Origin of the sequence: Brevibacterium sp. 2SA, from assembly GCF_005502845.1 — a bacterium.
Classification (GTDB): Bacteria; Actinomycetota; Actinomycetes; order Actinomycetales; family Brevibacteriaceae; genus Brevibacterium.
On record NZ_SCMW01000008.1, the window covers coordinates 23670 to 50626 of the forward strand.

Genomic DNA, 26957 nt, shown 5'->3' on the forward strand with positions numbered 1-26957 from the left:
AACGGAGAATGACATGTCGCTGCTGGTCCACCTCGTCGTCCTGTGCGGACTGTTCATCATCATGGGCATCCTCACGACCCCGCCGGGCAACCGCGACTGGAAGCGGATCGGCGGGTTCCTCGGTGCCATCGGCCTGGGCCTGGCGATGACCGTCGTCGGGATGGTCGTCCTCATCGTCATGCTCGGCCTCTACATCGTCGGCGTCGCACTCATCAATATCGGCCCCGGACTCTTCCTCGGCGTCATCTCCGTGGCTCTGGCGTCGGGGATCATCATGTTCCTCATCGTCCAGCCGATCTTCAAGCGCGCCGGCGTCGGCCTGGAGATCCTCACGATCACCGAGTACTACATCCAGTGGTTCCTCATCTACGTCACCGTCTACCAGGTGATCTTCGACCAGCTCAACGGGCTCGGCCGCGTCGTCAACGAACGCGATCTCACGCAGGAGCTCAACTCCTACCTCTCCTCGATCCTCGACCCCTCGGCCCTCATCGCGATCCTCCTCCCGGTGCTCCTGTCGATCTGGGTCGCCGTGGCGATCGCGAAGATCCGCCTCGACGCCCCGTTCTCCACCGACGGCGACAGTGCGACGGCGGCGGTGTCCGAGTCCTCCGAGAAGTCCGCGTCCTCCGGCGCCGAGGCGGACGATCCGACCGAAGAGCCCGGTGAGAGTCGAGTCGTGCAGGTCGAGCGACTGACCGTCACGGAGGACCCCTCCGGCACCGAGGTGGGGGAGAGCACCGCGGTCACCGAACGCACCGAGGAACCGGGCTCCGCGGAACAGGCCCCGCGAGCAGCGGAGCCGACCCCGGAAACGCAGAGTCCCGCCGATCCGGAGAGGACCGACGGGACCGGGCGGCACAGGCCGAAACACTGAGGAGCGGGGCTACTTCTTCTTCGGGGTGAACGACGTCGAGCACGACCACGACGTCTTGCCCTTCTTCGCGGTGACGGTGACCTTGACCTTCTTGCCCGGGGTGGCGCCCGAGATGTAGTAGTCGAGGTTCGCCGCGCCCTTCGTCGACGCGGTCGCGTTCTTCTTCGTCTTCGTCGTCTTGTAGTGCGCGGTCGTCGTCACCTTCGCCTTCGCCCCGACCTTCGAGACCTTGACCGTCGTCCACGAGTACTGCTTCGGCTTCGAATTCGACATGGAGACCTTGCACGACTTCGTCGCCGCCTCGGCGGGGGTCGCGTCGAGGGCGATCGGGCCGGCGAGGAGTCCGGCAGCGAGAACGAGAGCGAGGCCCGGGCGCAGGCGGGCAGGGGTGATCACGGACATGATTCTCCTGAAGGATCAATGAGGGGTGAGGCGACCGCCCGGAAATGGGCGTCGCCTCATCATAAGCACTGCGGCTGTTGTCCGACGAGTCCGGAGGCGGGCCTGCGATGAGACCTTCGTCACAGTGTCGCGGGTGCCCGACGACCGCCTCGGCGAGGGGGTGGTCCGGTGTGTTGACCATCACAGCGATGCGGTGTTCAATGGTGACCGTGAGTATTAGTGAACGATCGATCAGCTTCGATCGAGCGTGAGCGCCGTCGGACGGCGCATGCCGCCCGACACCCCGATTCACCATCATTTGCAGGGATCCGCGCGGGCGATCACACGGTCGGACTGCGCGCCCTCAAGACTGTGAGGACCACATGAGCGAAGCGTTCATCTACGACGCAGTGCGCACGCCGCGCGGGAAGAACCGCGGCGGAGCGCTGCACGGCACCAAACCCATCGACCTCGTCGTCGGACTCATCGACGCCCTGCGCGAGCGCAACCCCGACCTCGACGATGCGGCGATCGACGACATCGTCTTGGGCGTCGTCTCCCCGGTCGGCGAACAGGGCTCGGACATCGCCCGCACCGCGGCGCTCGTCGCCGGGCTCGACGAATCCGTCGCCGGCGTCCAGGTCAACCGGTTCTGCGCCTCGGGACTCGAAGCCGTCAATCTCGCCGCCCAGAAGGTCGGCAGCGGCTTCGAATCGCTCGTGCTCGCCGGCGGCGTCGAATCGATGTCGCGGATTCCGCTCGGCTCCGACGGCGGCGCCTGGTCGCAGGATCCGACGACGAACTACGACACCTACTTCGTGCCGCAGGGCATCGGCGCCGATCTCATCGCGACGACCGAGGGCTTCACCCGCGACGACCTCGACGCCTATGCCGCCGAATCCCAGCGCCGCGCCGCCGAGGCGTGGGAGGACGGCCGCTTCGACGGTTCCGTCGTGCCCGTCAAGGACCTCAACGGCGTGACGATCCTCGACCGCGACGAGCACATGCGTCCCGGCTCGACCGTCGACTCGCTGTCCCAGCTGCCCCCGGCGTTCGCGAAGCTCGCCGAGCAGACCGGCTTCGACGACGTCGCCCTGCAGAAGTACCACTGGGTCGAGGAGATCGACCACGTCCATACCGCCGCGAACTCCTCGGGCATCGTCGACGGTGCCGCGCTCGTCGTCATCGGCGACGAGGAGGTCGGAAAGACGATGGGGATGAAGCCGCGCGCCCGCATCGTCGCGACCGCCGTCGTCGGCTCCGAACCGACGATCATGCTCACCGGCCCCACCCCGGCCACGCAGAAGGTCCTCGACAAGGCCGGACTCACCGTCGATGACATCGACCTCTTCGAACTCAACGAGGCCTTCGCCGCCGTCGTCCTCAAGTGGATGAAGGACCTCGACATCCCGCACGAGAAGGTCAACGTCAACGGCGGGGCGATCGCCATGGGCCACCCGCTCGGTGCGACCGGGGCGATGATCCTCGGCACCGTCCTCGACGAGCTCGAACGCCGCGACCTCAATCGCGGCCTCATCACTTTGTGCATCGGTGCAGGCATGGGCATCGCGACGATCATCGAAAGGGTCTGACATGACGAACGCTCACTACTCCCGCACCACCGACGCCGACGGCATCGTCACCGTCGTCCTCGACGACCCCGATTCCTCGGTCAACACGATGAACGACCACTTCGGAGCCGCCCTCGAGGAGACCGTCGACTGGTTGGAAGCCAACGTCGACGACATCACCGGCGTCGTCATCACCTCGGCGAAGAAGACGTTCTTCGCCGGCGGTGACCTCGACCGACTGCGCCGGGCCGATCCGGAGAACGCCGAGGCGGAGACCGCGCAGGTCGAGCACATCAAGTCGCTCCTGCGTCGTCTCGAGAAGCTCGGCAAGCCCGTCGTCGCCGCGATGAATGGCGCGGCACTCGGCGGCGGCCTCGAGATCGCGCTCGCCGCCCACCATCGGATCGCCGCCGACGACGTGAAGTCCGCGCGCTTCGGACTGCCCGAGGTCACCCTCGGGCTGCTGCCCGGTGGCGGCGGAGTCTCGCGCGTCGTGCGGATGATCGGCCTGCAGAACGCCCTGCAGAAGGTCATCCTGCCGGGCACGAAGTTCACCGCCGCTGACGCCCAGCAGCTCGGTCTCATCGATGAGCTCGCGCCCGCCGCGGACCTCGAGGATCGCGCGAAGGCCTGGATCAAGGCCAACCCCGAGGCGGTGCAGCCGTGGGACGTCAAGGGCTTCAAGATCCCCGGCGGCGCCCCGACCTCACCGTCGGTCGCGATGCTGCTGCCGGCACTGCCGTCGACCCTGCGCCGCCAGCTCAAGGGGGCCCCGATGCCCGCCCCGCGCGCGGCCATGGCCGCGGCCGTCGAAGGTGCGCTCGTCGACATCGACACCGCGCTCACCGTTGAGACCCGCTACTTCGTCAGCCTCACCCACACTGCGGTGGCGAAGAACATGATCAAGGCGTTCTTCTTCGACCTCGGCCACATCAACTCCGGCGGCTCCCGACCTGACGGCATCGAACCCCGCCAGGTGAAGAAGCTCGGCGTCCTCGGCGCCGGGATGATGGGGGCCGCGATCGCCTACACCGCCGCGCGCGCCGGCATCGAGGTCGTCCTCAAGGACGTCGAACTCGCCGCCGCGGAGAAGGGCAAGGCCTATGCCGTCAAGCGCGAGGAGGCGGCGCTGGCCAAGGGCAAGACGACCCCGGAGAAGTCCGAGGCGGTGCTCGCCCGCATCCACCCCTCGGCCTCGGTCGAGGACTTCGCCGGCGTCGACTTCGTCATCGAAGCCGTCTTCGAGTCCGTGCCCGTCAAGCAGCAGGTCTTCGGGGAGATCGAGAACATCGTCGCTCCCGACGCGGTCCTCGGCTCGAACACCTCGACCCTGCCGATCACGGAACTCGCAACCGGGGTCGAGCGGGAGGCCGACTTCATCGGCGTCCACTTCTTCTCACCCGCGGACAAGATGCCGCTCGTGGAGATCATCACCGGGGAGAACACCTCGGATGAGACGCTGGCCCGGACCTTCGACTTCGTCCAGCAGATCCGGAAGACCCCGATCGTCGTCACCGACTCCCGCGGATTCTTCACCTCGCGGGTCATCGGGACGTTCATCGCCGAGGCGGTCGCCGCCGTGGGCGAGGGCGTCGAACCCTCCAGCGTCGAACAGGCGGCCCTCCAGGCCGGCTACCCGACCGGTGCGCTCCAGCTCCTCGACGAGCTCACCCTCACCCTGTCGCAGAAGATCCGCCAGGAGACCCGGGCCGCGGTCGAGGCCGGCGGCGGCACGTGGGAGGAACACCCCTCCGAGGCGGTCATCGACTGGATGGTCGAGAAGGGACGCACCGGACGCAAGGACGGTGCCGGATTCTACGAGTACGACGAGACCGGCAAGCGCACCCACCTGTGGCCCGGCGTGCGCGAGCACTTCGACTCCGGATCGAGGGAGGAGCCGTTTTCCGATCTGCAGGAGCGGATGCTCTTCGCCGAGGCGATCGAGACGATCAAGTGCCTCGACGAGGGCGTGCTCACCTCGGTGCCCGATGCCAACATCGGGTCGATCTACGGCATCGGCTTCCCCGCCTGGACCGGCGGCGTCCTCCAGTACGTCAACCAGTACGAGGGCGGACTGCCCGGCTTCGTCGAGCGGGCGAAGGAACTCGCCGCGACCTACGGTGAGCGGTTCACCCCGCCGGAGTCGCTCATCGCCCGCGCGGCGTCGGGGGAGACCTACGAGTGAGGTGACGTCAGCCGCTGGGTGAGCTGCAGACAGCGCTCACAGACCGGAGGCCCGGACGACGCGATTCGTCCGGGCCTCCGGCGTGTTCGACCCCAAAGTCAGACCGGACGGTCGAGAGCCGTGCGCGCGGCGAGCTGCGGGTAGGTGCGGACGAGTCCGTCCTTGTCGATCGTGAGGTCCGCCGTAAAATCCCGCGTCCCGCTCGTGTACCGGACGTGGTCGGCATCGATGCCCGCGTAGATCTGCGGGCCGGCGATGACATTGAGGGAGGGCATGTCGATCCACGCCATCGTCAGCGAATGCTCGGCCGTCGTGTCGGTCTGCAGAGCGAGGCGGCGGATCGGCATCGTGTTCGTCAGCGGACACAGCCCGAGATCGCAGTCGAGCGCACCGTCGAGGGCATCGGCGTCGACAATGCCCGGGCTCGGCAGCGGAACGGGCGGTGTCCCCGACTGCGTGGTCTCACTCGACCAGCGACCCGTGTCTTGATCCCTCGTAAGCGTGAGTGTGCGCGCCCAGCCGCGGCCCTGCACGGCGACCGCGACGGTCCTCGTGATCCACCCGTCACGGGCATCGACCGTCCACGCCGCCGTATAGTCGCCGGTGACCTGTCGCCCGACACCGTAGAGACCGTCAGCGAGGAGAACCTCGGCGCTGTCGCGACGATCAGGATCATCGAGACCTCTCCATGCGACCTGCCGTGAGTGCGCATCGGCAGAGGTCGCCTCGAAGAGATCGATCGTCGTGTCGTAGTACCTCGAGGTGGCACCGAGCGGAGCCATCCCGATGCGCCGGGCCACCGCTTGTGAGGCGGGGTTGTCCGGTCGGACGACGGCGATGATCCGGTCGAGTCCGTCGGCGAAACCGGCAGCGAGCAGCAGCGCCCCCGCCTCGGCGGCATAACCTCTGCCCGCATGCGCGGTATGGGACCGCCAGCCGATCTCCACGTCGTCACCGGACTCTCCGGCGCTGTAGCGGATCGGTTTGAGGACCGCAGCGCCGACCGGGGTGCCGTCGTGGAGGGTCACGCACCACCAGCCTCGTCCCGGTGACGCCGACTCGCTGACCGTGGTGATCCACGCGGCGGCGTCCTCGACCCGGGGCATCGCCGCCGTCGGGATGAAGCGGAGGAGATCCGGATTCGCGTGGAGCTCGTGGACGAACGGCGCATCACGGTCATCGAACCGCCTGAGAATGAGCCGGGCGCTGACATAGTCGGGCGGCGGAGGATCCGCGAGCGCAGTCATGTCACGAGCCTACGCCGCGGAACTGACACCGGCGGGGACTCCGGCGGAATAGCTCCGGCGCCTGCCGTGTTGTGCGTCGCACGGGCGCACAACACGGTGTCCGCAGATCCCACCCGACAGCCCCTTTGAGGAGGCGCGATGCGCGCAGCGGTCTATGACCAGTTCACCGATGACTTCGACGACATCACCATCCGAGCGGTCGAGGATCCGAAGGTGCCGCCGGCCTCCGTCCTCATCGAAGTCAAGGCCGCGGGGGTCAACCCCGTCGACTGGAAGCTCGTCGGCGGCGGGCTCGACAAGTTCCTGCCCACCCAGTTCCCCGTCATCCCCGGCTGGGACGTCGCCGGCACCGTCATCGGCCTCGGCTTCGACACCCCGGAGTTCGAGATCGGCGATGAGGTCGTCGCCTACGCCCGGAAGGACGTCCTCGGCGGCGGCACCTTCGCGGAGAAGGTCGCCGTCCCCGTCCACGCCGTGACGAAGAAGCCCGCGGGACTGACCTGGGAGCAGGCCGGAGGGCTGCCGCTGGCCGGCAACACCGCCCTGCGCACCCTCGACGCCCTCGGCGACCTCGAGGGGAAGGCCGTCCTCATCCACGGTGCCGCCGGAGGCGTCGGCAGCATGGCCGTCCAGATCGCGAAGGCCGCCGGCGCCCGCGTCATCGGCACCGCCTCCGAGCGCAACCACGACTACCTGACAGGCCTCGGCGCCGAACCAGTCACCTACGGCGAGGGCCTGGCCGACCGGGTCACGGAGCTTGCAGGCGGTCCCGTCGACGCCGTCGCCGATTTCGTCGGCGGCCAGCTCGAGACCACGCTCGCCGTCCTCGCCGACGACGGAGCGCACGCCTCGATCGCCGACCCGACCGTGACCGAGCACGGCGGTCGCTACATCTGGGTGCGCCCCGACGGAGCGACGACGGCCCGACTCACCGAGCTCGTCGACGCGGGCAAGCTCACCGTCGATGTCGCAGAGATCTTCCCCCTCGCCGAGGTGGCCGACGCGTTCCGCTCGAGCGCGACCGGGCACACTCGCGGCAAGCTCGTCATCGTCCCCTGACCGGCCCGCACCCCGGTCGGCGCAGTCACCCGCGGCCGGGGGTCAGCCGATCCCCAGCGCCGCGGTCGCTGCCGCTCGCAGCTCGCGGCGGACCACCTCGGCGCTGGAGCTGCGGGCAAGGTACGGCGTCGAATTCATCATCCCGAACGCCGCGTGGACGCGCACGGTCGCGGCCTCGAGCGACCAGTCCGGGTGGGCCTGGGCCGCGACGGCCGCCCATTCGCTGACGTACTGACGCTGCAGACGCCGCACCGTGCGCCGTGACCCGTCGGGCAGGGCGGCGAAGTCGCGGTCCTGGATGCGGATGAGGTCGGGCTCGGACATCGCGAAGTCGATGTGGAAGTCGACGAGCGCCCGCAGCGTCGACACCGCCTCGGCGGCCTGGGAGGCGATCGCATCCCCACCGGTCTGCAGGTACTGGGAGATCCCGACGAGGAGCTCCTCGAGCACGGCCTCCTTCGACTCGAAGTGCCGGTAGACCGCGGGTGCGGAGATGCCCACGCCCTTGGCCAGGTCCTCGAGGCGGACCCCGTGGAAACCGTGCCGGGCGAAGAGCGTCTTCGCCACCGCGAGCAGCTGCTCACGCCTGGCCGCCTTCGCCGCCGCCCGCGGCGACGTCGCTTCCGTCTGCTTCATTCCCACTCACATTCGTGCTCGATGATCGTGCGCGTTGTCACACTCGACCGTGAGCAGTATCATAGCAGTCAGTTAATCACCATTAACTGAAACTGCAGTGAGGGGACCAGGGAATGAGAGCAGTGGGAACTGCGGCCAACCCGGCGGCCGGACAGGCCAACGCCGAGGCGCACGCCGAGCTCATCGCCGAACTCCGGGACCGCATCAGCGCCACCGCGCTCGGCGGGCCCGAGAAGTCCAGGCAGAAGCACATCGACCGCGGCAAGCTCCTGCCCCGCGACCGTGTCGAGGCCCTCCTCGACCCCGGCACCCCCTTCCTCGAACTCTCCCCGCTCGCGGCGAACGGGATGTACGACGACGCGAGCCCGGGCGCCGGGATCATCACCGGCATCGGCCGAGTGGCCGGGCGCGAATGCGTCATCGTCGCCAATGACGCCACCGTCAAGGGCGGGACCTACTACCCGGTGACGGTGAAGAAGCACCTGCGGGCCCAGGAGATCGCGAAGGACAACCGTCTGCCCTGCATCTACCTCGTCGACTCCGGCGGTGCGAACCTGCCCAACCAGGACGACGTCTTCCCCGACCGCGAGCACTTCGGCCGGATCTTCTACAACCAGGCGACCCTGTCCGCCGCAGGCATCCCGCAGCTCGCCGCCGTCCTCGGCTCCTCGACCGCCGGCGGCGCCTACGTCCCGGCGATGGCCGACGAATCGATCATCGTCTCCGAGCAGGGCACGATCTTCCTCGGCGGCCCGCCGCTGGTCAAAGCCGCGACCGGTGAAGAGGTCAGCGCCGAAGACCTCGGCGGCGGCGCGCTGCACTCCCGGGTCTCCGGCGTCACCGACCACCTCGCGGCCAACGACGCGCACGCGCTCGAGATCATGCGCGACATCGTCTCCACCCTCGGGCCGAAGCCGGCGCCGAACTGGGACGTCATCGAACCGCAGGAACCACTCCACTCACCTGCGGAGCTCACCTCGATCGTCCCCGTCGACTCGAAGGTCCCCTACGACGTCCACGAGGTCATCGCGCGCCTCGTCGACGGCTCGCAGTTCCACGAATTCAAGGCTGAGTACGGCACGAGCCTCGTCACCGGCTTCGCCCACATCGACGGCCACCCCGTCGGCATCATCGCCAACAACGGCATCCTCTTCGGCGAGTCCGCCCAGAAGGGCGCCCACTTCATCGAACTCTGCGACCAGCGGACGATCCCGCTCGTCTTCCTCCAGAACATCTCCGGCTTCATGGTCGGCCGCGACTACGAAGCCGGCGGCATCGCCAAGCACGGAGCGAAGATGGTCAACGCCGTCGCCACCGCCCGCGTCCCGAAGTTCACCGTCGTCATCGGCGGATCCTTCGGTGCCGGCAACTACTCGATGTGCGGGCGCGCCTACTCCCCGCGCTTCCTGTGGATGTGGCCCAACGCCCGCATCTCCGTGATGGGCGGCGAACAGGCCGCCAGCGTCCTCTCCACCGTCAAACGCGACCAGATCGAAGCCCGCGGGGAGACCTGGTCGGCCGAGGCCGAAGACGAGTTCAAGCAGCCCATCCGCGACCAGTACGAAGCCCAGGGCAACCCGTACTACTCGACGGCGAGGCTGTGGGACGACGGCATCATCGAACCTCAGGACACCCGCGAGATCCTCGCGCTCGCCCTCGACCTCGCCCGCTTCTCGCCCCTGAGCCGACCGCTCGACGCCGCCGGCTACGGCGTCTTCAGAATGTGAGCTGACCAATGTTCGACACCATCCTCATCGCCAACCGCGGCGAGATCGCCCTGCGCGTCATCCGCACCGCGAAGCGCTTAGGGCTCCGCACCGTCGCCGTCTACTCCGACGCCGACGCCCACGCCGCCCACGTCAGGGCCGCCGACACCGCCGTGCGGCTCGGTCCGGCCGCCGCCTCGGAGTCCTACCTCGACATCGACAAGGTCATCGCCGCCGCCCAGGCGACCGGGGCCCAGGCCATTCACCCCGGCTACGGCTTCCTCTCCGAGAATGCCGACTTCTCGGCCGCGTGCGAGGCCGCCGACATCGTCTTCCTCGGTCCCGGACCCGAGGCGATCCGGACGATGGGCGACAAGATCACCGCGAAGCAGGCCGTCTCGGCCCGCGGCGTTCCCCTCGTGCCCGGCACGCAGGACGCCTCGATGAGCAACGAGGCGCTCATCGCCGCCGCCGAGGACATCGGCTACCCCGTCCTCATCAAGCCCTCGGCCGGTGGCGGCGGCAAGGGCATGCACGCGGTCTTCGAGCCTGCCGACCTGCCCGCCGCGCTCGAGACCGCACGGCGCGAGGCCGCGAACTCCTTCGGCGACGACACCCTCTTCCTCGAACGACTCGTCGCGACCCCGCGCCACATCGAAGTCCAGGTCATGGCCGATGCGCACGGCAACGTCATCCACCTGGGCGAACGCGAATGCTCCCTCCAGCGCCGCCACCAGAAGGTCATCGAGGAAGCCCCCTCGGCCCTCCTCGACGCAGCGACCCGGGAGCGGATCGGTCAGGCGGCGATCGAGACGGCGAAGTCCGTGGGCTACCGGGGTGCCGGCACCGTCGAGTTCATCGTCGGCGCCGACCATCCCGACGAGTTCTTCTTCATGGAGATGAACACCCGACTCCAGGTCGAGCACCCCGTCACCGAGGAGGTCACCGGGGTCGATCTCGTCGAACTCCAGCTGCGCGTCGGCGCCGGCGAGGAGCTGCCGCTGAGCCAGGACGACATCACCCTGACCGGGCACTCGATCGAGGCGCGGATCTACGCCGAGGACCCCGCCCGCGGGTTCCTCCCCACCGGCGGCCGCGCGCTCGACGTCGTGTTCCCTGCCGGGGAGGGCATCCGCGTCGACTCGGGACTCGACGCCGGTCAGCGGGTCGCCTCCGACTACGATCCGATGATCGCCAAGCTCATCGTCTCCGGCCCCGACCGGGCCACGGCCCTCGCCCGTCTCGATGCCGCGCTCGCAGCCTCGGCGGTGCCGGGCATCGTGACGAACATCGACTTCCTCCGCACCCTGGTCACCCTCCCCGAGGTCGTCGCCGGTGACCTCGACACCTCACTCATCGACCGCCTCGGCGAGGACCAGCTCGCCCACATCGCCGGTGAGATCGACCGGCAGATCGCGACCGCCGCGGTCCTGCAGACGCAGGGTCGGGCCGGCACCGAGGTGACCGGGGAGCTCACTGCGGGCGCGCTGTGTCGGGGGACCGCCTCGGCGTGGGCGCGGGCGAATCCCTTCCGCACCTCGCGTCCGGACTTCCGCCCCACGGTCGCCCTCACCGTCGACGGGGAGACGGTCGACGTCACGAGCGCCGTCGACGACGTCACCGTCGATGACGACGGCACCTGGCACGTCCTCATCGACGGCACCCAGCACACCGGCCGGGTCTTCTCCGACGCCGGTGACCGGTCGATCTGGGTGACCGGCGACCGCGGCATCCACGTCTTCACCCGCCCGCAGGCCGACACCTCGCTCACCCCCGGGGCAGGCGGGGCAGAGGTGCTCGCTCCGATGCCCGGTTCCGTCGTCGACGTCAAGGTCGAGTCCGGCGCCCACGTCGATGCCGGCGACCCGATCGTCGTCGTCGAGGCGATGAAGATGGAGCACGTGCTCACCGCCCCGGCCACCGGCACCGTCACCGTCACCGCGGTGCCGGGCGCCCAGGTGGCCCTCGACGAGGTGCTCGCCACCGTTGTCGACGACAGCGCCGATGCCGCGGATTCCGCGACAGAGTCCGAGACGGCGGCCGCGGTCGCCGGGAAGGGCGGCGCCGCATGACCACCGCACCACAGACCGCACACACCAGTGAAACCACGCCCACCGGCGGAGAGGACACGATGAGCACTTTCGTCCCGGGCATGCTGCCCGAAGAATACGAGGACCTGCGTCAAGGCGTTGCGAAGTTCGCTGACGAGGAGGTCGCCCCCGTCAGCGCCGAACTCGACGCGAAGCACGAGTTCCCCTACGACCTCGTCGCGAAGATGGGGCAGATGGGCCTCTTCGGCCTGCCCTTCGACGAGGAGTACGGCGGCATGGGCGGAGACTACTTCGCGCTGTGCCTGGCGATCGAGGAGATCGCCCGCGTCAACCAGTCCCTGGCCATCACCCTCGAGGCCGGGGTGTCGCTCGGCGCGATGCCGATCTACCGGTTCGGCACCGAGGAGCAGAAGCGCGAATGGCTGCCGAAGCTCACCGACGCCTCCGGTCTCGCCGCCTTCGGACTCACCGAACCCGAAGCCGGGTCCGACGCCGGGGGCACCCGGACGAAGGCGACGCTCGAGAACGGCACGTGGACGATCAACGGATCGAAGTCGTTCATCACGAACTCCGGCACCGACATCACCCGTCTCGTCACCGCCACGGCTGTGACCGGGACGAAGACCTCGAAGTCGGGCCGTGAGGTGCCGGAGATCTCGACGATCATCATCCCTGCCGGCACCCCCGGCTTCACCGCCGAGCCCCCGTACGACAAGGTCGGCTGGAACTCCTCGGACACGCACCCGCTGACGTTCGACAATGTCCAGGTGCCCGAGGAGAACCTGCTCGGCGAACGCGGCCGCGGCTACGCGAACTTCCTCCGGATCCTCGACGAGGGTCGCATCGCCGTCGGTGCGCTCTCCGTCGGTGCCGCCCAGGGCTGCGTCGACGAGTCCGTCAAGTACGCGAAGGAGCGTCAGGCCTTCGGTCACCCGATCGCCGACTTCCAGGGCATCCAGTTCAAGATCGCCCGCATGGAGGCTCGCGTTGTCGCCGCTCGCGCCGCGTACTACCTCGCCGCCTCCCGCATGCTCGCGGGTCTGCCGTTCAAGAAGGAAGCGGCGATCGCGAAGATGATCGCCGGTGACGCGGCCATGGACAACGCCCGCGACGCCACGCAGATCCACGGCGGCTACGGCTTCATGAACGAATACCTCGTCGCCCGGCACTACCGCGACTCGAAGATCCTCGAGGTCGGCGAGGGCACGACGGAGGTCCAGCTCATGCTCATCGCCCGCGAACTCGGGCTCTGACCTCGCCGGTCGCGGAGTTTGCGGCGTTGCCGGGGGTCAGGGGTCGCGGTGCCCGGCGGGTGCCGGTGGCGCGGTGCTGGTCTCGCGGTGCCGGATGCGCTCATTCCGTGACCCGGTGGTGACGTCGGCGCGCGCCCGCCGCTCATCATCGCCCCGCCGAGGCGGTCCCCACCCCTGCCCCGCACGAACCGGTGCGGTCGTGCGGGCTCCGGGGGCCGCCTCGGCGGTTAGGGTTGTCCTCAACCCCACGAACGGAGGCTGCGGGTGAACACCATCGATTGGGCGAACATCAATTGGGCGACCGTGGCGTCGGTGACGTGGATCGTCATCGAGTACATCGTGAAGATCATCGCGATCGGCGTCGTGCCGGAGAATCGGCGCCCGTCATCGTCATCGGCGTGGCTGCTGCTCATCCTCTTCCTGCCCATCGTCGGCATCCCGCTCTTCCTCCTCATCGGCAGCCCCTACATCAACCGGCGGCGCGCCCGGATCCAGGCGATGGCGAACGAGCTCATGCACAAGGGCGCCGACGACCTGCCCGATGTGCCGCCGTCGCTGAAGGCCCCGCGGGATTTCGACCTCATCGCCGAACTCGGTCGCAACCTCACCGAGTTGCCGATGGTCACCGGCACCAACCACGGCATCACGATGGACTACGACCGTACGATCGAGCGGATGGCCGAGCTCGTCGACGGGGCGCAGAAGTACGTTCATGTGCAGATCTACATCATGGCGTGGGACCAGACGACCGACGTCTTCTTCGAAGCCCTGACACGCGCAGCGGCCCGCGGCGTCCACGTCCGGGTCCTCTACGACCACATCGGGTCGCGGAAGTACCCGGGATTCCATTCGCTCGGCAAACGGCTGACCGCGGCCGGGATCGAATGGCACCTCATGCTCCCGTTCATCCCATGGCGGGGCAAGCTGCGCCGCATCGACCTGCGCAATCACCGCAAACTCCTCGTCGTCGACGGGAAGCGCGCGGTGATGGGCTCGCAGAACATGATCGACTCGACCTACGACATGAAGGCCAACATCAAGGTCGGGCGGCATTGGAACGACATCATGGTCGAGGTCAGCGGCGAGATCGTCGCCTCGATCGAAGCGGTCTTCGCCACCGACTGGTATTCCGAATGCGGTGAGGAACTGGGCATCCGCGACTACGAGGGCACCGCGCCGGAGCCGGACGTCGGGGGAGACGTCTGCGGCATGCAGCTCATTCCCTCGGGGCCGGGGTTCACGACAGAGCCGAACCTCAAGGTCTTCAACTCGCTGTTCTACCTCGCCCAGCGGAAGCTCTCGATCGTCAGCCCCTACTTCATCCCCGACGAGTCCCTGCTCGCCGCGATCAACACCGCGTCCTACCGCGGCGTCGACGTCGAGCTCTACGTCAGCGAGGAGGCCGACCAGTACGTCGTCGGCCGCGCCCAGGCCTCGTACTACCAGGCCCTGCTCGAGGCGGGGGTGCGCATCTACCTCTACCCGAAGCCCGCGGTCCTCCACACGAAGTGCTTCGTCGTCGACGGCGAGTACGGGGTCATGGGGTCCTCGAACATGGACATGCGCTCCTTCGGACTCAACTACGAGATCAGTCTGCTCACGACCGGCGGCAACCTCGTCCCCGACATCAACGCGGTCATCGACGACTACCGGGAGAAGAGCCACGAGCTCACCCTCGACGAGTGGATGAAGCGGCCGTGGACACGCCGGTACATGGAATCGGCGATGCGGTTGATGTCGGCGCTCGCGTAGAGGTGTCGGCGCCGAGCGGTTCTTTCGGCGTGCCGGGCGGTTCAGTCGTGCTCGGCACCGCCGATGCCCTCGGGATCCCTGACCGTGGCGAGCCTGCGGTCGAGCGGGTCATGCCACCAGCGGTCCGTGCCGCGGTCGAGCACAGCCACGCGGGCCTCAAGCGGGGGCCGCTGGGATTCCGGGACGACGGAGGACAGGGTGGCGAAGAGCGCTCGCAGACGCCGCTGGATCTGGATCGACGAGGTCCCGAACTGGCGGATCTCGTCGGTCGCCGCCTCGATGTACTCGGTCCAGCTGCGCGTCCAATCCCGCAGCACCGAGGCGTCCGGGCTGGCCGCGAGCGTGCGCTCCTGCTGCGCGACGAGCGGTGAGAGGCCGATGAGGATGGCCTCGATCTGGTCGAGGGCCTGAACCGCTCGGGACGGATCGTTGACCGCCGGCGACAGGGCCTTGAGCGCGATGTCGACGATGGTGCGGATGGCTCCGAACGGTCCGTTCGCGGCCGATTCGATGTCGCCGAATGCGACGGCCTTCTCCAGCTCGGCGGCCTGTTTGCTGCTCAGTTCGACGCTCGTGCGGAACAGGAGCGTGCGGACCGGCACGGGGGAGCCGACGGTGGGGACGAGCTCGATCGTGCAGTGCCACGCGTCTTCGAAGTCGAGCAGACGCGGGGTGTTGACCGCCAGCAGCGCATCGCCGCCGCGGCCGGGGCGCTGTCGGTGCACCGGATGACCGTTGGGCACGGAGCGCTGGGACACCGCAGCCGCCTCGGTGGGGAATCTCTTCGGCAGGTAGCGGGTGGCTCTCCAGCCGTCACGGGCGAGTTTGCGCAGCAGGGCGCCGGAGGTGAGGAGCTGGCAGACACGGACGACGAAGGCGAGGAACATCACCGCGCAGGCGAGGGTGGCGGTGACGGCACCGATCGTGCCCACCCACGGTTTGTAGTTGTCCTCGCCGAGCGCGATGCTCAGGGCGATGAGCAGCGCATAGACGAATGTCGCGATGAACGAGCCGAGCGCCCACTGGACGACGCGATCGGCTTGGAGCAGGGGAGCCAGGCGCACTGACATCGCCGTGATGCCGAGGCTCATCGCCGTCGTCAGGGCGGCGAAGGCGAGACCGGCCAGGGTGACCATGGCGCCTGAGATGATGCCGAGCAGGGAGCCGACGCTGCCCGAATCGAGGTCCGGATAGGAACTGAAGACGGTCGTGAGCTGACGGTCGACGAACGGGGTGAGCACGCCGAGGACGGCGGCGGCGATGACGAGCCTGAGCGGGACGCCCCACATCGTCGCCGGCCGCAGGTGCCGACGGATCCTGCGCCATTCCCGCCGGTCGGAGGCGGTCTCCCGGATCTCGGTGTGCTGCCGCGGCATCGGGCCTCCTTGCGTCTCCGTCGTCGGCCACTGGGCCGGGTGGTGGAGAGTCTATCCCGGCAGCGGGCCGTCGGGGCCCGTGACGCGGGTGCCGCTCACTGCGTGACGGTCTCCGGGCTGAGCACTCCGGCATCGTGGCGGTAGAGGACGGGTGCGCGTCCGGCAGGTTCCTCCCAGCTCTCCTGCCGTCCGAGGGCGGTGAGATCGAGCATGCCGTAGGCCGGCATCATCACCTCGAGCCCGCGGGCGTAGACCGAATAGGTGTGGAAGATGTCGTCGCCGTCTCTGAGGAAGACACTGATCCCCGGTTGCTCTCCCCGATAGGTCGTCAGCCATTCCTGCCCGGCGGCGATGAGTTCGTCGGCGTCGCGGAAGTTGTAGTTCGGCGGTGCCGCCTCGGGGTCGAGGGTGGCGTGGAAGTCGAGGTTGAAGTCGCTGTTCGCCGAGGAGAACCACGGGAAGGACCAGCCTCTCGCCGTCCGGTAGGCTTCGATCTTCTCCAGCGGTGCGCGGGAGACTGCGGCGAACGCGGTGCCCCGTTTGGCCAGCTGCTCGAGGACGGCGGGCTGGGCGGCGCTGTCGGCCATCGCCGTGCAGCTCGAACAGCCCTGGTCCCAGCTGGGATCGAACATGAAGTGCTGGATGATGAGCTGCCGCGAATCGCCGAAGAGCTCACGGAGTGTGACCTCCCCGTCGGGACCGGCGAGGCGATAGTCCTTCTCGACTCTCACCATCGGCAGGCGGCGGCGCGCGGCATTGACGGCGTCGATCCGCTTCGTCAGCTCCTTCTCCTCTTCGAGCAGGCGCCGGCGTGCGGTGACCCAGGTGTCCTCGTCGACGACCTCGGGATAGCGCATGGTGACCTCCATCGCAGAACTTTTATGATGAAAGCGAGTCTAGGACTGCTTGGGCGGGTCGCACCGAGTGATGCCGGCCTCTGAGGTGGATCGAGCTCGAATCTGACGTCAGATTCGAGCTCGATCCACCTCGGTGGGGCTCTCGCCCGTGACACGAGGGCTGGGCGCGACCGGTCCGGCCCAGCTCACGTGATCGGTTCGGCTCAGCTCACGCGGAGCCGGTGACGTCGGCGCCGAGGTCGGTCTGCTGATCGAGCGGGACGTCGAGGAGATCGTAGACGCCGTCGAGGATCTCGTCGGGGCGGAACGGGTAACGGCGGACATCCTCGGCGGTCGAAATGCCCGAGAGGACGAGGACGGTGTGCATGCCCGCCTCCATGCCGGCGATGATGTCGGTGTCCATCCGGTCGCCGATCATCGCGGTGGACTTCGAGTGCGCGCCGATCTTGTTGAGCGCCGAGCGGAACATCATCGGATTGGGTTTGCCGACGACGTAGGGTTCGCGGTTCGTCGCCTTCGTGATGAGCGCGGCGATCGCGCCGGTGGCCGGCAGGACCCCTTCGGGGCTCGGCCCGGTCGCGTCGGGGTTGGTGACGATGAAGCGCGAGCCGGAGTCGATGAGTCGGATCGCCTTCGTGATCGCCTCGAACGAGTAGTTGTGCGTCTCGCCGACGACGACGAAATCGGGGTCGTTCTCCGTCATGATGAACCCGGCTTCGTGGATCGCGGTGGTCAGACCCGCCTCGCCGACGACATAGGCCGAGCCGTGCTCGACCTGGTGGGAGAGGAAGTCCGCGGTCGCCATCGCCGAGGTCCAGATGTTGTCCTCGGGAACCTCGAGACCGTTCGAGCGCAGTCTCGCCGAGAGGTCGCGGGCGGTGTAGATCGAGTTGTTCGTCAGGACGAGGAATGGGATGTCCTTGCGCCGCCACTGCGCGAGCAGCTCCGAGGCGCCGGGCAGGGCGTTGTTCTCCCTGACCAGGACGCCGTCCATGTCGGTCAGCCAGCAGTCGATCGAATCGCGGTCCATCGCTCTCCTCGGTCTCGGGTGCGGTTGCCACTCGTTGGCCCGTCGCCTTCAGCCTAGTCGGATTCCGCCCGGAAAGAGCGGGCCGCCCCGGGTGGACTTCGCCTCATTCGCCGAGGTGGTCGACCGCGGCGAGGCGATGCGGCGTCCGATTGCGGAAAGTGTCATCCTCCCTCAGCTCAGTCGGCGGGCAGGGGGCAGATGATTCAGACGAGGAGGTCGCCGATGAGGGACCGGGCGCTCTGCATACGGTGGTCATCGCCGTCGAGGCCGCGGTGGACGATCGCACCTTCGAGGATGAGGAACACATGCTCGGCGAGGGCCGCGGCCGCGGGATGTCCGCCGGTGTCGAGGATACCGGCAATGAGATCGACGACGCGCGCCTTGTGGGCCCGAATGACGGTGCGGCCGGGATGGTCGGCGGGAAGTTCGGCAGCGGCGTTGACGAACGCGCATCCGCGTTCGGCCGTCGTGTCAGCATCGAGTGAGTAGGAGTCGACGATCGCGAGCACGCGGTCGCGGGCCGCCGACCTCTCGTCGAGGCCGGCGACGTCGAGCGCTGCCAGCCGCTGCTTCAGACGAGACCACCAGGTGTGGTGCCTGACCTGCAGGTACGTGACGACGAGGGCGTCCTTCGAGCCGAACCGGTCATAGAGCGTCCGCTTCGTCCTCCCCGACTCGTGCGCGATCGTGTCGACGCCGACGGCATGGAGGCCGCGGGAGTAGAAGAGACCCGCGGCCGTCTCGAGGATGCGCTGCGCCCCGGGGGTGAGCTGCGGGGGAGTGAGGGGGTCCTCAGCCGTCGGGGTCGTCATCGGTGTCCTCCTGTCTCAGGGAAGTCGTGCGGGATCCGGCCCGGGCGGTCGCTGCGACGTGCGGCTGCACTCCCACTTTACAGATCAGTGTACTTGTGAACACACTAGTTCACAGACCTGTGAAGTCGATTGGCGGCGCTGCTCGTCAGCGACTCGACGACGAGCCCCGGAGATCTCCGCAATGACCTCGACCGACACCGGCGCAGCACTCCTCGGCCGCCGCGGCACTCTGGCCCTCGCGGCGGCCGGACTCAGCCTCATCGCCGCCTGCTACGGCCTGGCACGCTTCGCCTTCGGACTGTTCCTCCCGGCCTTCCGCGCGGACTTCGGCCTCGACGCGCAGACGGCCGGGGCGATCGCCTCGGGGGCGTACATCGCCTACTGTCTGGCGATCGTCGCCGCGACGATCCTCACCCCGCGCTGCGGCGCGCGTCCCATCGCCGTCTGCGCCGGGGTCATCGCCACAGTCGGCACCGGGCTCATCGCCGCAGCCCCCAGCACGGCGATGCTCGCGATCGGTGTCCTCATCGCCGGATCGAGCACCGGTGTCGCCTCACCGCCGCTCGCCCAGGCCGTGGCACAATCCGTGCGCTCGTCCGTCCGCGGTCGGACCCAGACGGTCATCAACGCGGGCACGGGACTCGGCGTCGCCGTCGCCGGACCGATCGCCCTGCTCACCCTCGGCCAGTGGCGCTGGGCGTGGATCGTCTTCGCCGTCCTCTCCGCCCTCGTCACCCTCTGGGTCCTGCGCGCCGTCCCCTCACCCGGCCGGACCGGGGCCGCGGCCTCCTCGCCGCGCGGGACCGGGGCCGCGGCACCCTCACCGCGCGGGGCCGAGCCCGCTCTCCTGCCCCGCCCCCTCGTCCCCCGCGGAAGCACGCCGCTGATGGCCGCCTCGGCGCTCATGGGATTCGCGAGTGCGGCGGTGTGGACGTTCGGCCGGGACCTCCTCGTCGGCGTCGGCGGCATGGGGGAGACCGCCTCGGCGATCGCCTGGATCCTCCTCGGTGCCTTCGGCATGCTCGGAGCCGTCTCCGGGGACCTCGCCGCGAAGGTGGGACTGCGCTGCGGCTGGCTCGTCGCGATGCTCATCCTCGCCGCATCGACCCTCCTCTTCGCCGCCGTGCCGGGCAGCATCGCCGGTGCCTGTGCGGCCGCGGCGGTCTTCGGGGCCGTCTACATCGCCCTGACCGGGCTCCTCCTCGTCTGGGGCACCGAGGTCTACGACCGAGCGCCCGCAGCCGGCGTCGGACTCGCCTTCCTCCTCATCGCCGTCGGTCAGGCCCTCGGCGCACCGCTGCTCGGCGCCCTCATCACCGGCCTCGGCGCCGGTCCCGCGTTCGCCGTCGCCGCCGGCATCGCCGTGGTCGGAGCGTTCCTCGGCCCGCCGCGGTCGTGATCGTGCGGTCTCCTGCGGTGCGACCGCACCCCGGCCGCCTGAGCGCGCCCGCCCGGGGCAGTCGCACCTGCCGCAGACTGTGACCCAGCTGACGGGTAAGCTCGAAACATCACGACGAAGGAGCGAGAATGAGCGAGAGCAAGGTCATCGAACAGCGCGGACTGTGGCTCGACGAGATGGAAGTCGGCACCGTCTACAAGCACGCGCCGGGCCGGACGATCACCGAGGCCGACAACACGTGGTTCACCGCGGTGACGATGAACACGCAGGCCCTCCACCTCGATGCCGCCTTCGCCGAGACCGAGCCCTTCGGGCAGCGCCTCGTCAACTCGATGTTCACCCTCGCCACGCTCATCGGCCTCTCCGTCTCCCAGCTCACTCAGGGCACGATCGTCGGCAACCTCGGCTTCTCCGAGGTCAGCTTCCCCGCCCCGCTCTTCCACGGCGACACCCTCTACGCGGAGACGACGATCCTCGACAAGCGCGCCTCGAAGTCCCGCCCCGGACAGGGCATCGTCACCCTCGAACACCGCGGCTACAACCAGAACGGCCAGCTCGTCGCGAAGGCCGTGCGTCAGACGATGATGTTCGACTCGTCCCATGCCAAGCCCGCCGAGGCGACCGCGGGGTCCTCGGCGGCACCGCAGTCCGAGTCCCCGCAGACGGAGAAGTGAGGAGACCGACCATGGCACTCGAATTCGCCCCCGCCTGGCTCTTCGTCCCTGGCGACCGGCCCGACCGGTTCCAGAAGGCCGCCGAACGCTCCGACATCGTCATCCTCGACCTCGAGGACGCCGTCAACGAGGCCGACAAGGATACGGCGCGCGAGGCGATCATCGATTACCCGCTCGATCCCACCCGCACCGTCGTGCGCGTCAACGCCCGCGACTCCGCGCACCTCGCTGACGACCTGCGGATGCTCGCGAAGACCGACTACACGGCCGTCATGCTGCCGAAGACGGAGTCGGCCGCCGACCTGACGATCCTTGCCGGGTACGAGGTCATCGCCCTCATCGAAACCGCGCTCGGCGCCCTGCGCGTCGCCGAGATCGCCGCCGCCGAGAACACCTACGGACTGATGTGGGGCTCCGAGGACCTCATCGCCGACCTCGGCGGCGGCTCCTCCCGCCGGGCCGACGGCACGTGGCGCGATGTCGTCGCCCACGTGCGCAGCTCGACCCTGCTCGCCGCCCGCGCCCACGGGAAGTACGCGCTCGATTCGATCTGGGCCGACATCCCCGACCACGACGGTCTCGCCGCCGAAGCCCACGACGCCGTCGAATCCGGCTTCAGCGGCAAGGTCTCGATCCACCCCAACCACGTGCCCGTCGTCCGCGAGGCCTTCCGCCCCAGCGACGACCAGCTCGCCTGGGCGAACGCCGTGCTCGAGCGTGCGACGACGGAGAAGGGCGCGTTCGCGTACGAGGGCAAGATGATCGACGCTCCGCTGCTCAAGCACGCCGAGCTCATCGTCGCCCGCGCCCGCTGACCCCCGCGCCCGCTGACCCCGCGCCTTCAGGAGAACCCCCGTGCAGCTCACCGACCGTCTCGTCGCCGACCAGATCCATGCCGTCCTCGCCGCGGCCGAGGCGGGCGGCGGGATCGCCCCCATCGTCGACGCCGGCGACCCGATCCTGCGGACCCCGGTGCTGCCGTTCTCCGGACAGGTCGACGATGCGACGCTGGCCCGCCTCGCCGAGGTGATGCGAGCGACCATGCACGCCGCCCCGGGCGTCGGCCTCGCCGGACCGCAGGTCGGGGTCGGACTGTCGATCTTCGTCGCCGAAGACCCTGCCGCCGTCAGCCCCGAGGCCGCCGCGGTGCGCGAGCGGGAGCCGCTGCCGTTCCGCACCGTCGTCAATGCCTCCTACGAGCCGTCGACGTCGGAGCGGGTCGCCTTCTACGAAGGCTGCCTCTCGATTCCCGGCTATCAGGCCGTCGTCGCCCGCCCGCGGACGATCGCCCTGCGCGGGAACGACCTCGACGGCACGCCGATCGCCGAGGAGGTCACCGGCTGGTCAGCGCGCATCGTCGCCCACGAGACCGACCACCTCGGCGGGATCCTCTTCCTCGACAAGGCCGAGATGCGGTCGCTGGCGACGAACGAGGCGGTCGCTCGCCTGTGGAACCAGCCTTCGACGCAGACGGCCGCCGCGGAACTCGGATTCACCCTGCCGAGCTCGCTCGTGCTCTGAGCCGTCGCCGCCTGGCCGGCGTCGCCGTCCGGCCAGCGAATTCACACCCGCGCTTCAGGTGCGCGTGATTCGATGTGGACATGCGTCTCCCCGATATCCCCCAACGCCATCGCCTCCTCGTCCGCGCCGTCTCCACGCTCGGCTCCGGAGCGCAGAGCATCGTCCGCCGCCGCGACTTCACCGCCGGTCAGGAGCCCGTGGTCCGCGCCGCCTACGCCGTGGCCACCGCCGCCCTGACCTGGCTCGGGGGAACGAAGGCCTTCGCCGATCAGGACTCCGCGTTCGCCGATGAGGACACGGCTTTCGGGCGGCTCGGCGTCGACGATGAGGACTCTGAGGCGTGGACGGTCGAGGCCACGACGTGGAAGTCGCAGGCCGTGCTCAACGCCGCCGCCGCGATCGCCGCAGGGGCCGCGAGCTGGGCCCTGTGGACGCCGATCCAGGACATCAAGGACCGCTGGGATGCGAAGCTGCCGGCCGGGGTCGGCCGGGGGCTCAACGCCGCGGTGAACTCGACGGTCATGGCCGTCTCCGCGTTCGCCCTCGACAAGGCCGAGGAGTTCGTCGCGGCCGAGGCCCTCGACGGGCACACCGACTTCGCCCCTGTCGAGATCGAACTGCCCCCTCACATCCAGGCCTCCGTCGAGGCGATCCTCGACCAGCCGCACCCGCAGTCCCAGGACGTCGCCGAGGTGGTCCGCGCCCAACTCGAGCACGCGCGGTTCTTCGTGTGGGTGCCGTACTCGACGAAGCAGTTCCCCGGCAGCGATCCGATCGAGCTCAGCGACGAGGATCTGGCGGCCCTGCTCGCCGAGGAGGACATCTCGAGCATCGACGTCTACCTCGACTCGGACGCGCCCGCCGCGGTGCCCGCCACCCAGACCTACCCCGTCGTCGGCGTCGTCGAGGCCGGGGAGGCGCTGACCGGTGCGGCAGACGACGAACCCACGGCGCTCGAGCTCAGCCTCGAGATCTCCGATGGACTGCTCGCACGCATCGAGCTGCTTGCCGCCGAGGACGGGGAGGACCTCGTCCTGGCGGCCGAGACCGCCGAGCGACTCGGCGCCTCAGCACCGGGAACCCTCCACCCCGACGGCGTGGAAGCCTACCCGGACACCCTCGATGACGAAGACGTCGACGTGGCATTCGACGACGCCCCGGAACCACCGCCGCTCACGCTCGCCGACTGGCCGCGACCGGCCGACCTCACGTTCCGCACCGACCGCAGCTGATCCGATCAGCGCCGAGCTCCCGAATACCGAGTTGCCGAGCACCGAGCGGTCAGTCATCACGCCGTCGAGCACCACCTCGTCGACTGCACTGCTGAACGATCCCGGGCGGGTCGCACACGGGCCCGGGAATACGCTGAACCGAAAGCCGTTGTACCAACTATGAGCGAACTTCGCACCCTCACGCTCGGCGCCGGATGCTTCTGGTGCCTCGATGCCGTCTACCAGCGCACCAAGGGCGTCACCTCGGTGGTCTCCGGATACACCGGCGGTGACACGCCCGACCCCCACTACCGTGAAGTCGCCGGCGGAACGACCGGCCACGCGGAGGCCCTCCAGGTCACCTTCGACCCGGAGATCGTGCCCGAGAGCATCATCCTCGGTCTCTTCTTCACCGGTCACGACCCGACGAGCCTCAACCGCCAGGGCTACGACGTCGGCACCCAGTACCGGTCGGCGATGTTCTACCGCGACGATGACGAGAAGGCTGAGTTCGAGCAGGCGATCGCCGAAGCCCAGGAGTACTTCGACGACCCGATCGTCACGACCCTCGAACCGCTCGGCACCTACTACCCGGCCGAGACCGTCCACCAGGACTTCTACACGAACAACCCCGACAACGGCTACTGCCGGGTGATCATCGACCCGAAGCTGTCGAAGGCGCGGAAGGCCTACGCGAACTGGGTGAGCTGAGTGGGGAGCAAGAAGAAGTCCGGCTGTGGGAAGAAGGCGGCGAAGAAGCCGAAGCGCTCGACCGCCGAGCGTGAGCTCGCGCGCACCCATTTCCTCGATGGGGAGACCGGTCCGTGGGCGAAGAGGCTCGCCGCCCAGGCCGTGAGGACCGCCGCCGGACCGTCGGTCGAGACCGCGCCCACCGAGTCCCGGGATCCGTCCCCGACCTCGGTGGGTTCCACCCTCGCCGAGGCGGGGGAGGAGCGGCGCCCGGGACCGGACTATTCGCAGCCGAGCTCGATCGACGCCCTCGCCGACCCGGTCCTCCACGCTCTGGCGACACGGCGCTCGATCTCGAAGGTCGACCCGGAGACCCCGAGCGATTCCGATCTGCGGGAGATCATCCGCATCATCTCCTCCGTCGCTGACCACAAGGCGCTCAAGCCGTGGCGGTTCGTCATCATCCGCGGAGACGACCGCCTCCGCCTCGGCGCCGCCCTCGACGAGGCCGCAGGCGTCACCCGCGCGCCCGGTGAGGTGAATACGAAACCCCTGCGCGCCGAGCTCCTCCTCGCGCTCGTCGCCTCGCCGACACCGCACCCCAAGGTCCCCGAATGGGAGCAGCACGCGACCGCTGCCGGTGCCGGACACCTCCTCGAACTCGCCCTCTGGCAGGCCGGCTGGGGTGTGATGTGGCGCAGCGGCACCCTGACGAACGCCCCCGCCGTCCGCCGTCTCCACCGGCTGAACGACAGCGAGCTGCTCATGGGCTGGTTCTACATCGGGGGCGTGCCCGATCGCTATCGGGCCCGTCTGACGACGAGCACCCGCCCCCTGCCCGATCCCGACCAGTTCCTCGACACCCTGTGAGAGGCGAGGAGGGGCAGCGCGACGAGGCGGCCGCCGACCTCGACGGCACCGCGCCCGCCGCTGACCGTCGCCTGCCGAAGGAGATTTACGTCCTCGTCGCGGCCGCGTTCATCGTCGCCCTCGGCTACGGCATCATCGCCCCCGTCCTCCCGCAGTTCGCGGCGAGCTTCGACTTCGGGGTGACGGCGGCGACGATCGTCGTCTCCTCGTTCGCGTTCTTCCGGTTCGTCTTCTCCCCGACCTCCGGCCGCCTCGTCGACGCCTTCGGGGAGCGGCGGATCTACATCACCGGTCTCCTCGTCGTCGCCGCCTCCACGGCAGCCGTCGCGTTCGCCCAGAACTACTGGCAGCTGCTGATCTTCCGCGGCCTCGGCGGCATCGGGTCGACGATGTTCACCGTGTCCGCGATGGCCCTCATCATCCGTCTCGCCCCCGTCGATGCCAGGGCGAAGGCGTCGAGCACGTATGCCACCGCGTTCCTCGTCGGCGGCATCGCCGGACCCGTGCTCGGCGGACTCATGGCCGGGTGGGGGATGCGCCTGCCCTTCCTCATCTACGCGATCGGCCTCGTCATCGCCGCCGCCGTCGTGCGGGTGTTCCTCGCTTCGACCGCCTCGGCGGGGTCGGCGACGAAGTCCGGACGGGCGAGGCGTGAGGCCGCGCAGGACGAGCGCGTCCAGGAGGTGATGACGTTCCGACAGGCGTGGCGGGACTCCGCTTACCGCGCAGCGCTCGTCTCCGCGTTCGTCCAGGGCTGGTCGGCGATGGGTATCCGCGTGGCGATCTACCCGCTCTTCGCGATCCAGATCCTGCGCGCCGACACCGCCGTGGCGGGACTGGCGCTGACGATGTTCGCGATCGGCAACGCCTCGGCCGTCGCCGTCGTCGGCCGCTTCGCCGACACGTACGGCCGCAAGCCCTTCATCCTCTGGGGCCTCACCGTCCTCGGAGTCTCGACTGCGGCACTGGCATTCACGGAGACGATCTGGCTCTTCTTCGTGCTCTCGATCATCGCCGGCATCGGCTCGGGGCTGGCCAATCCCGCTCAGCAGGCCGCGGTCGCCGACGTCATCGTCCGCGATCGCAAGGGCGGCCGGGTGCTCGCGAAGTACCAGATGGCCCTCGACGGCGGGGCGATCCTCGGCCCTGTCATCGCCGGCATCGTCATCGACCACGCGAGCTACTCCGCCGCGTTCCTCCTCACCGGTGCCCTCGGCCTCATCGCCGCAGCCGTCTGGATCACGGGCCGCGAGACCCGCCCGCGTGCGGCGGCCGCGGAGTAGGCGCGTTCGCCGTCGGCACCGTCGCCGGCGCGCGAGTGACGTGGGCGTCGACACCGACACGTCGACAGCAGCGTAGTCGGCGCCTTCACCGACGCTCTCAACCGACAGTGACGCCCTCAACCGGCACCGCCGCCGACATCGACGCCCTCAACCGACAAATACGCTCTGCGCTAACGGCGTATTTGTCGGTTGAGGGCGTCGAAGCGGATTCGGGGCGCCGGTGCGGCGGGGTCGGCCGACCGTGTCGGCAGGGACTCAGCGTCGGCGCGCCACCGACGCCCTCACCCGGCAGTGACGCCCTCACCCGGCAGTGACGCCCTCAACCGGCACCGCCGCCGACATCGACGCCCCCAGCCGACAAATACGCTCTGCGCTAACGGCGTATTTGTCGGTTCAGTGCGTCGTTGCGGATTCTGGGCGCCGGTCCGGCAGCGTCGGTCGACCGTGTCGGGCGCACTCACAGTCCCGGTCACTAGGATGACCCTGGTGTCGTATGTCGCGGCTCCGGTCGGCTTC

23 protein-coding genes are annotated in these 26957 nt (G+C 69.0%); 16 read left to right on the forward strand and 7 right to left on the reverse strand.

Annotated elements, in window-relative coordinates; genetic code table 11:
- Window positions 1-13 precede the first annotated feature (13 nt).
- Window positions 14-877: a hypothetical protein gene (locus FFS20_RS18075; RefSeq protein ID WP_181365655.1), complete on the forward strand. Its 864-nt coding sequence runs from the start codon at window positions 14-16 to the stop codon at window positions 875-877.
- Window positions 878-886: 9 nt separating this feature from the next.
- Here the strand turns inward: FFS20_RS18075 and FFS20_RS05165 are convergent, their stop codons facing one another.
- Window positions 887-1279, reverse strand: a complete 393-nt coding sequence (locus FFS20_RS05165; RefSeq protein WP_137824852.1) for a hypothetical protein — start codon at window positions 1277-1279, stop codon at window positions 887-889.
- Between the two features lie 362 nt (window positions 1280-1641).
- Here FFS20_RS05165 and FFS20_RS05170 point away from each other — a divergent pair, with 362 nt between their 5' ends.
- Together FFS20_RS05170 and FFS20_RS05175 are read left to right on the forward strand one after the other, a co-directional pair.
- A complete protein-coding gene (locus FFS20_RS05170) occupies window positions 1642-2850 on the forward strand; it encodes an acetyl-CoA C-acetyltransferase (RefSeq protein WP_137824853.1) in 1209 nt (402 codons plus the stop codon).
- A gap of 1 nt (window position 2851) precedes the next feature.
- Entirely contained in the window at window positions 2852-5014 is a 2163-nt protein-coding gene (locus FFS20_RS05175; protein WP_137824854.1) for a 3-hydroxyacyl-CoA dehydrogenase NAD-binding domain-containing protein, read from the forward strand.
- A gap of 98 nt (window positions 5015-5112) precedes the next feature.
- Here the strand turns inward: FFS20_RS05175 and FFS20_RS17875 are convergent, their stop codons facing one another.
- Entirely contained in the window at window positions 5113-6261 is a 1149-nt protein-coding gene (locus tag FFS20_RS17875; protein ID WP_171006997.1) for a putative glycolipid-binding domain-containing protein, read from the reverse strand.
- A gap of 138 nt (window positions 6262-6399) precedes the next feature.
- Here FFS20_RS17875 and FFS20_RS05185 point away from each other — a divergent pair, with 138 nt between their 5' ends.
- On the forward strand, window positions 6400-7320 hold the full coding sequence (locus FFS20_RS05185; RefSeq protein WP_137824855.1) for an NADP-dependent oxidoreductase: 921 nt from the start codon (window positions 6400-6402) through the stop codon (window positions 7318-7320).
- A 42-nt stretch (window positions 7321-7362) separates the two neighbouring features.
- On the opposite strand, the gene FFS20_RS05190 is transcribed toward FFS20_RS05185, so the two are convergent.
- Window positions 7363-7956 (reverse strand): TetR/AcrR family transcriptional regulator, encoded by a 594-nt coding sequence (locus FFS20_RS05190; protein WP_137824856.1) that lies wholly within the window; start codon window positions 7954-7956, stop codon window positions 7363-7365.
- Window positions 7957-8069: 113 nt separating this feature from the next.
- Between FFS20_RS05190 and FFS20_RS05195 the strand changes: the two genes are divergently transcribed.
- From FFS20_RS05195 to cls, 4 genes are all read left to right on the forward strand, one after another.
- On the forward strand, window positions 8070-9683 hold the full coding sequence (locus tag FFS20_RS05195; protein WP_137824857.1) for a carboxyl transferase domain-containing protein: 1614 nt from the start codon (window positions 8070-8072) through the stop codon (window positions 9681-9683).
- Window positions 9684-9691: 8 nt separating this feature from the next.
- The gene (locus tag FFS20_RS05200; RefSeq protein WP_137824858.1) at window positions 9692-11734 is read left to right on the forward strand and encodes an acetyl-CoA carboxylase biotin carboxylase subunit; all 2043 of its coding nucleotides are present in this window, start codon (window positions 9692-9694) and stop codon (window positions 11732-11734) included.
- Between the two features lie 59 nt (window positions 11735-11793).
- Window positions 11794-12966, forward strand: coding sequence for an acyl-CoA dehydrogenase family protein (locus FFS20_RS05205; protein ID WP_137824859.1), 1173 nt, complete (start codon window positions 11794-11796; stop codon window positions 12964-12966).
- A gap of 264 nt (window positions 12967-13230) precedes the next feature.
- Window positions 13231-14718: a cardiolipin synthase gene (cls, locus tag FFS20_RS05210; protein WP_137824860.1), complete on the forward strand. Its 1488-nt coding sequence runs from the start codon at window positions 13231-13233 to the stop codon at window positions 14716-14718.
- 41 nt (window positions 14719-14759) lie between these two features.
- Here the strand turns inward: cls and FFS20_RS05215 are convergent, their stop codons facing one another.
- The 4 genes from FFS20_RS05215 to FFS20_RS05230 form a co-directional block, all read right to left on the reverse strand.
- Complete coding sequence (locus FFS20_RS05215) at window positions 14760-16094, reverse strand: DUF2254 family protein (RefSeq protein WP_137824861.1); 1335 nt, start codon at window positions 16092-16094, stop codon at window positions 14760-14762.
- A 95-nt stretch (window positions 16095-16189) separates the two neighbouring features.
- Window positions 16190-16963 (reverse strand): DUF899 domain-containing protein, encoded by a 774-nt coding sequence (locus FFS20_RS05220; protein ID WP_212743291.1) that lies wholly within the window; start codon window positions 16961-16963, stop codon window positions 16190-16192.
- A gap of 196 nt (window positions 16964-17159) precedes the next feature.
- On the reverse strand, window positions 17160-17981 hold the full coding sequence (locus FFS20_RS05225; protein WP_137824862.1) for an HAD-IIA family hydrolase: 822 nt from the start codon (window positions 17979-17981) through the stop codon (window positions 17160-17162).
- Between the two features lie 203 nt (window positions 17982-18184).
- Window positions 18185-18793, reverse strand: a complete 609-nt coding sequence (locus FFS20_RS05230) for a TetR/AcrR family transcriptional regulator (RefSeq protein ID WP_137824863.1) — start codon at window positions 18791-18793, stop codon at window positions 18185-18187.
- Between the two features lie 181 nt (window positions 18794-18974).
- Here FFS20_RS05230 and FFS20_RS05235 point away from each other — a divergent pair, with 181 nt between their 5' ends.
- From FFS20_RS05235 to FFS20_RS05270, 8 genes are all read left to right on the forward strand, one after another.
- Window positions 18975-20192: an MFS transporter gene (locus FFS20_RS05235; protein WP_137824864.1), complete on the forward strand. Its 1218-nt coding sequence runs from the start codon at window positions 18975-18977 to the stop codon at window positions 20190-20192.
- Between the two features lie 128 nt (window positions 20193-20320).
- Window positions 20321-20866: a MaoC family dehydratase gene (locus FFS20_RS05240; RefSeq protein ID WP_137824865.1), complete on the forward strand. Its 546-nt coding sequence runs from the start codon at window positions 20321-20323 to the stop codon at window positions 20864-20866.
- Window positions 20867-20877: 11 nt separating this feature from the next.
- Complete coding sequence (locus tag FFS20_RS05245) at window positions 20878-21681, forward strand: CoA ester lyase (RefSeq protein WP_137824866.1); 804 nt, start codon at window positions 20878-20880, stop codon at window positions 21679-21681.
- 40 nt (window positions 21682-21721) lie between these two features.
- Window positions 21722-22387 (forward strand): peptide deformylase, encoded by a 666-nt coding sequence (locus tag FFS20_RS05250; protein ID WP_137824867.1) that lies wholly within the window; start codon window positions 21722-21724, stop codon window positions 22385-22387.
- 80 nt (window positions 22388-22467) lie between these two features.
- A complete protein-coding gene (locus FFS20_RS05255; protein WP_137824868.1) occupies window positions 22468-23619 on the forward strand; it encodes a hypothetical protein in 1152 nt (383 codons plus the stop codon).
- A gap of 159 nt (window positions 23620-23778) precedes the next feature.
- Window positions 23779-24309, forward strand: coding sequence for a peptide-methionine (S)-S-oxide reductase MsrA (gene msrA / locus FFS20_RS05260; RefSeq protein ID WP_137824869.1), 531 nt, complete (start codon window positions 23779-23781; stop codon window positions 24307-24309).
- The gene (locus FFS20_RS17880; protein ID WP_171006998.1) at window positions 24310-25158 is read left to right on the forward strand and encodes a nitroreductase family protein; all 849 of its coding nucleotides are present in this window, start codon (window positions 24310-24312) and stop codon (window positions 25156-25158) included.
- Window positions 25155-26441, forward strand: coding sequence for an MFS transporter (locus FFS20_RS05270; protein WP_137824870.1), 1287 nt, complete (start codon window positions 25155-25157; stop codon window positions 26439-26441). Before FFS20_RS17880 ends, FFS20_RS05270 begins: the two co-directional genes overlap by 4 nt.
- The last annotated feature ends 516 nt before the right edge of the window (window positions 26442-26957 follow it).

What these genes read in the sequence shown, in the direction of transcription:
- FFS20_RS18075 (WP_181365655.1), top strand. Translation starts at nt 14, where the DNA reads ATGTCGCTGCTGGTCCACCTCGTCGTCCTGTGCGGACTGTTCATCATC.
- FFS20_RS05165 (WP_137824852.1), bottom strand. Translation starts at nt 1,279, where the DNA reads ATGTCCGTGATCACCCCTGCCCGCCTGCGCCCGGGCCTCGCTCTCGTT.
- FFS20_RS05170 (WP_137824853.1), top strand. Translation starts at nt 1,642, where the DNA reads ATGAGCGAAGCGTTCATCTACGACGCAGTGCGCACGCCGCGCGGGAAG.
- FFS20_RS05175 (WP_137824854.1), top strand. Translation starts at nt 2,852, where the DNA reads ATGACGAACGCTCACTACTCCCGCACCACCGACGCCGACGGCATCGTC.
- FFS20_RS17875 (WP_171006997.1), bottom strand. Translation starts at nt 6,261, where the DNA reads ATGACTGCGCTCGCGGATCCTCCGCCGCCCGACTATGTCAGCGCCCGG.
- FFS20_RS05185 (WP_137824855.1), top strand. Translation starts at nt 6,400, where the DNA reads ATGCGCGCAGCGGTCTATGACCAGTTCACCGATGACTTCGACGACATC.
- FFS20_RS05190 (WP_137824856.1), bottom strand. Translation starts at nt 7,956, where the DNA reads ATGAAGCAGACGGAAGCGACGTCGCCGCGGGCGGCGGCGAAGGCGGCC.
- FFS20_RS05195 (WP_137824857.1), top strand. Translation starts at nt 8,070, where the DNA reads ATGAGAGCAGTGGGAACTGCGGCCAACCCGGCGGCCGGACAGGCCAAC.
- FFS20_RS05200 (WP_137824858.1), top strand. Translation starts at nt 9,692, where the DNA reads ATGTTCGACACCATCCTCATCGCCAACCGCGGCGAGATCGCCCTGCGC.
- FFS20_RS05205 (WP_137824859.1), top strand. Translation starts at nt 11,794, where the DNA reads ATGAGCACTTTCGTCCCGGGCATGCTGCCCGAAGAATACGAGGACCTG.
- FFS20_RS05215 (WP_137824861.1), bottom strand. Translation starts at nt 16,094, where the DNA reads ATGCCGCGGCAGCACACCGAGATCCGGGAGACCGCCTCCGACCGGCGG.
- FFS20_RS05220 (WP_212743291.1), bottom strand. Translation starts at nt 16,963, where the DNA reads ATGGAGGTCACCATGCGCTATCCCGAGGTCGTCGACGAGGACACCTGG.
- FFS20_RS05225 (WP_137824862.1), bottom strand. Translation starts at nt 17,981, where the DNA reads ATGGACCGCGATTCGATCGACTGCTGGCTGACCGACATGGACGGCGTC.
- FFS20_RS05230 (WP_137824863.1), bottom strand. Translation starts at nt 18,793, where the DNA reads ATGACGACCCCGACGGCTGAGGACCCCCTCACTCCCCCGCAGCTCACC.
- FFS20_RS05235 (WP_137824864.1), top strand. Translation starts at nt 18,975, where the DNA reads ATGACCTCGACCGACACCGGCGCAGCACTCCTCGGCCGCCGCGGCACT.
- FFS20_RS05240 (WP_137824865.1), top strand. Translation starts at nt 20,321, where the DNA reads ATGAGCGAGAGCAAGGTCATCGAACAGCGCGGACTGTGGCTCGACGAG.
- FFS20_RS05245 (WP_137824866.1), top strand. Translation starts at nt 20,878, where the DNA reads ATGGCACTCGAATTCGCCCCCGCCTGGCTCTTCGTCCCTGGCGACCGG.
- FFS20_RS05255 (WP_137824868.1), top strand. Translation starts at nt 22,468, where the DNA reads ATGCGTCTCCCCGATATCCCCCAACGCCATCGCCTCCTCGTCCGCGCC.
- msrA (WP_137824869.1), top strand. Translation starts at nt 23,779, where the DNA reads ATGAGCGAACTTCGCACCCTCACGCTCGGCGCCGGATGCTTCTGGTGC.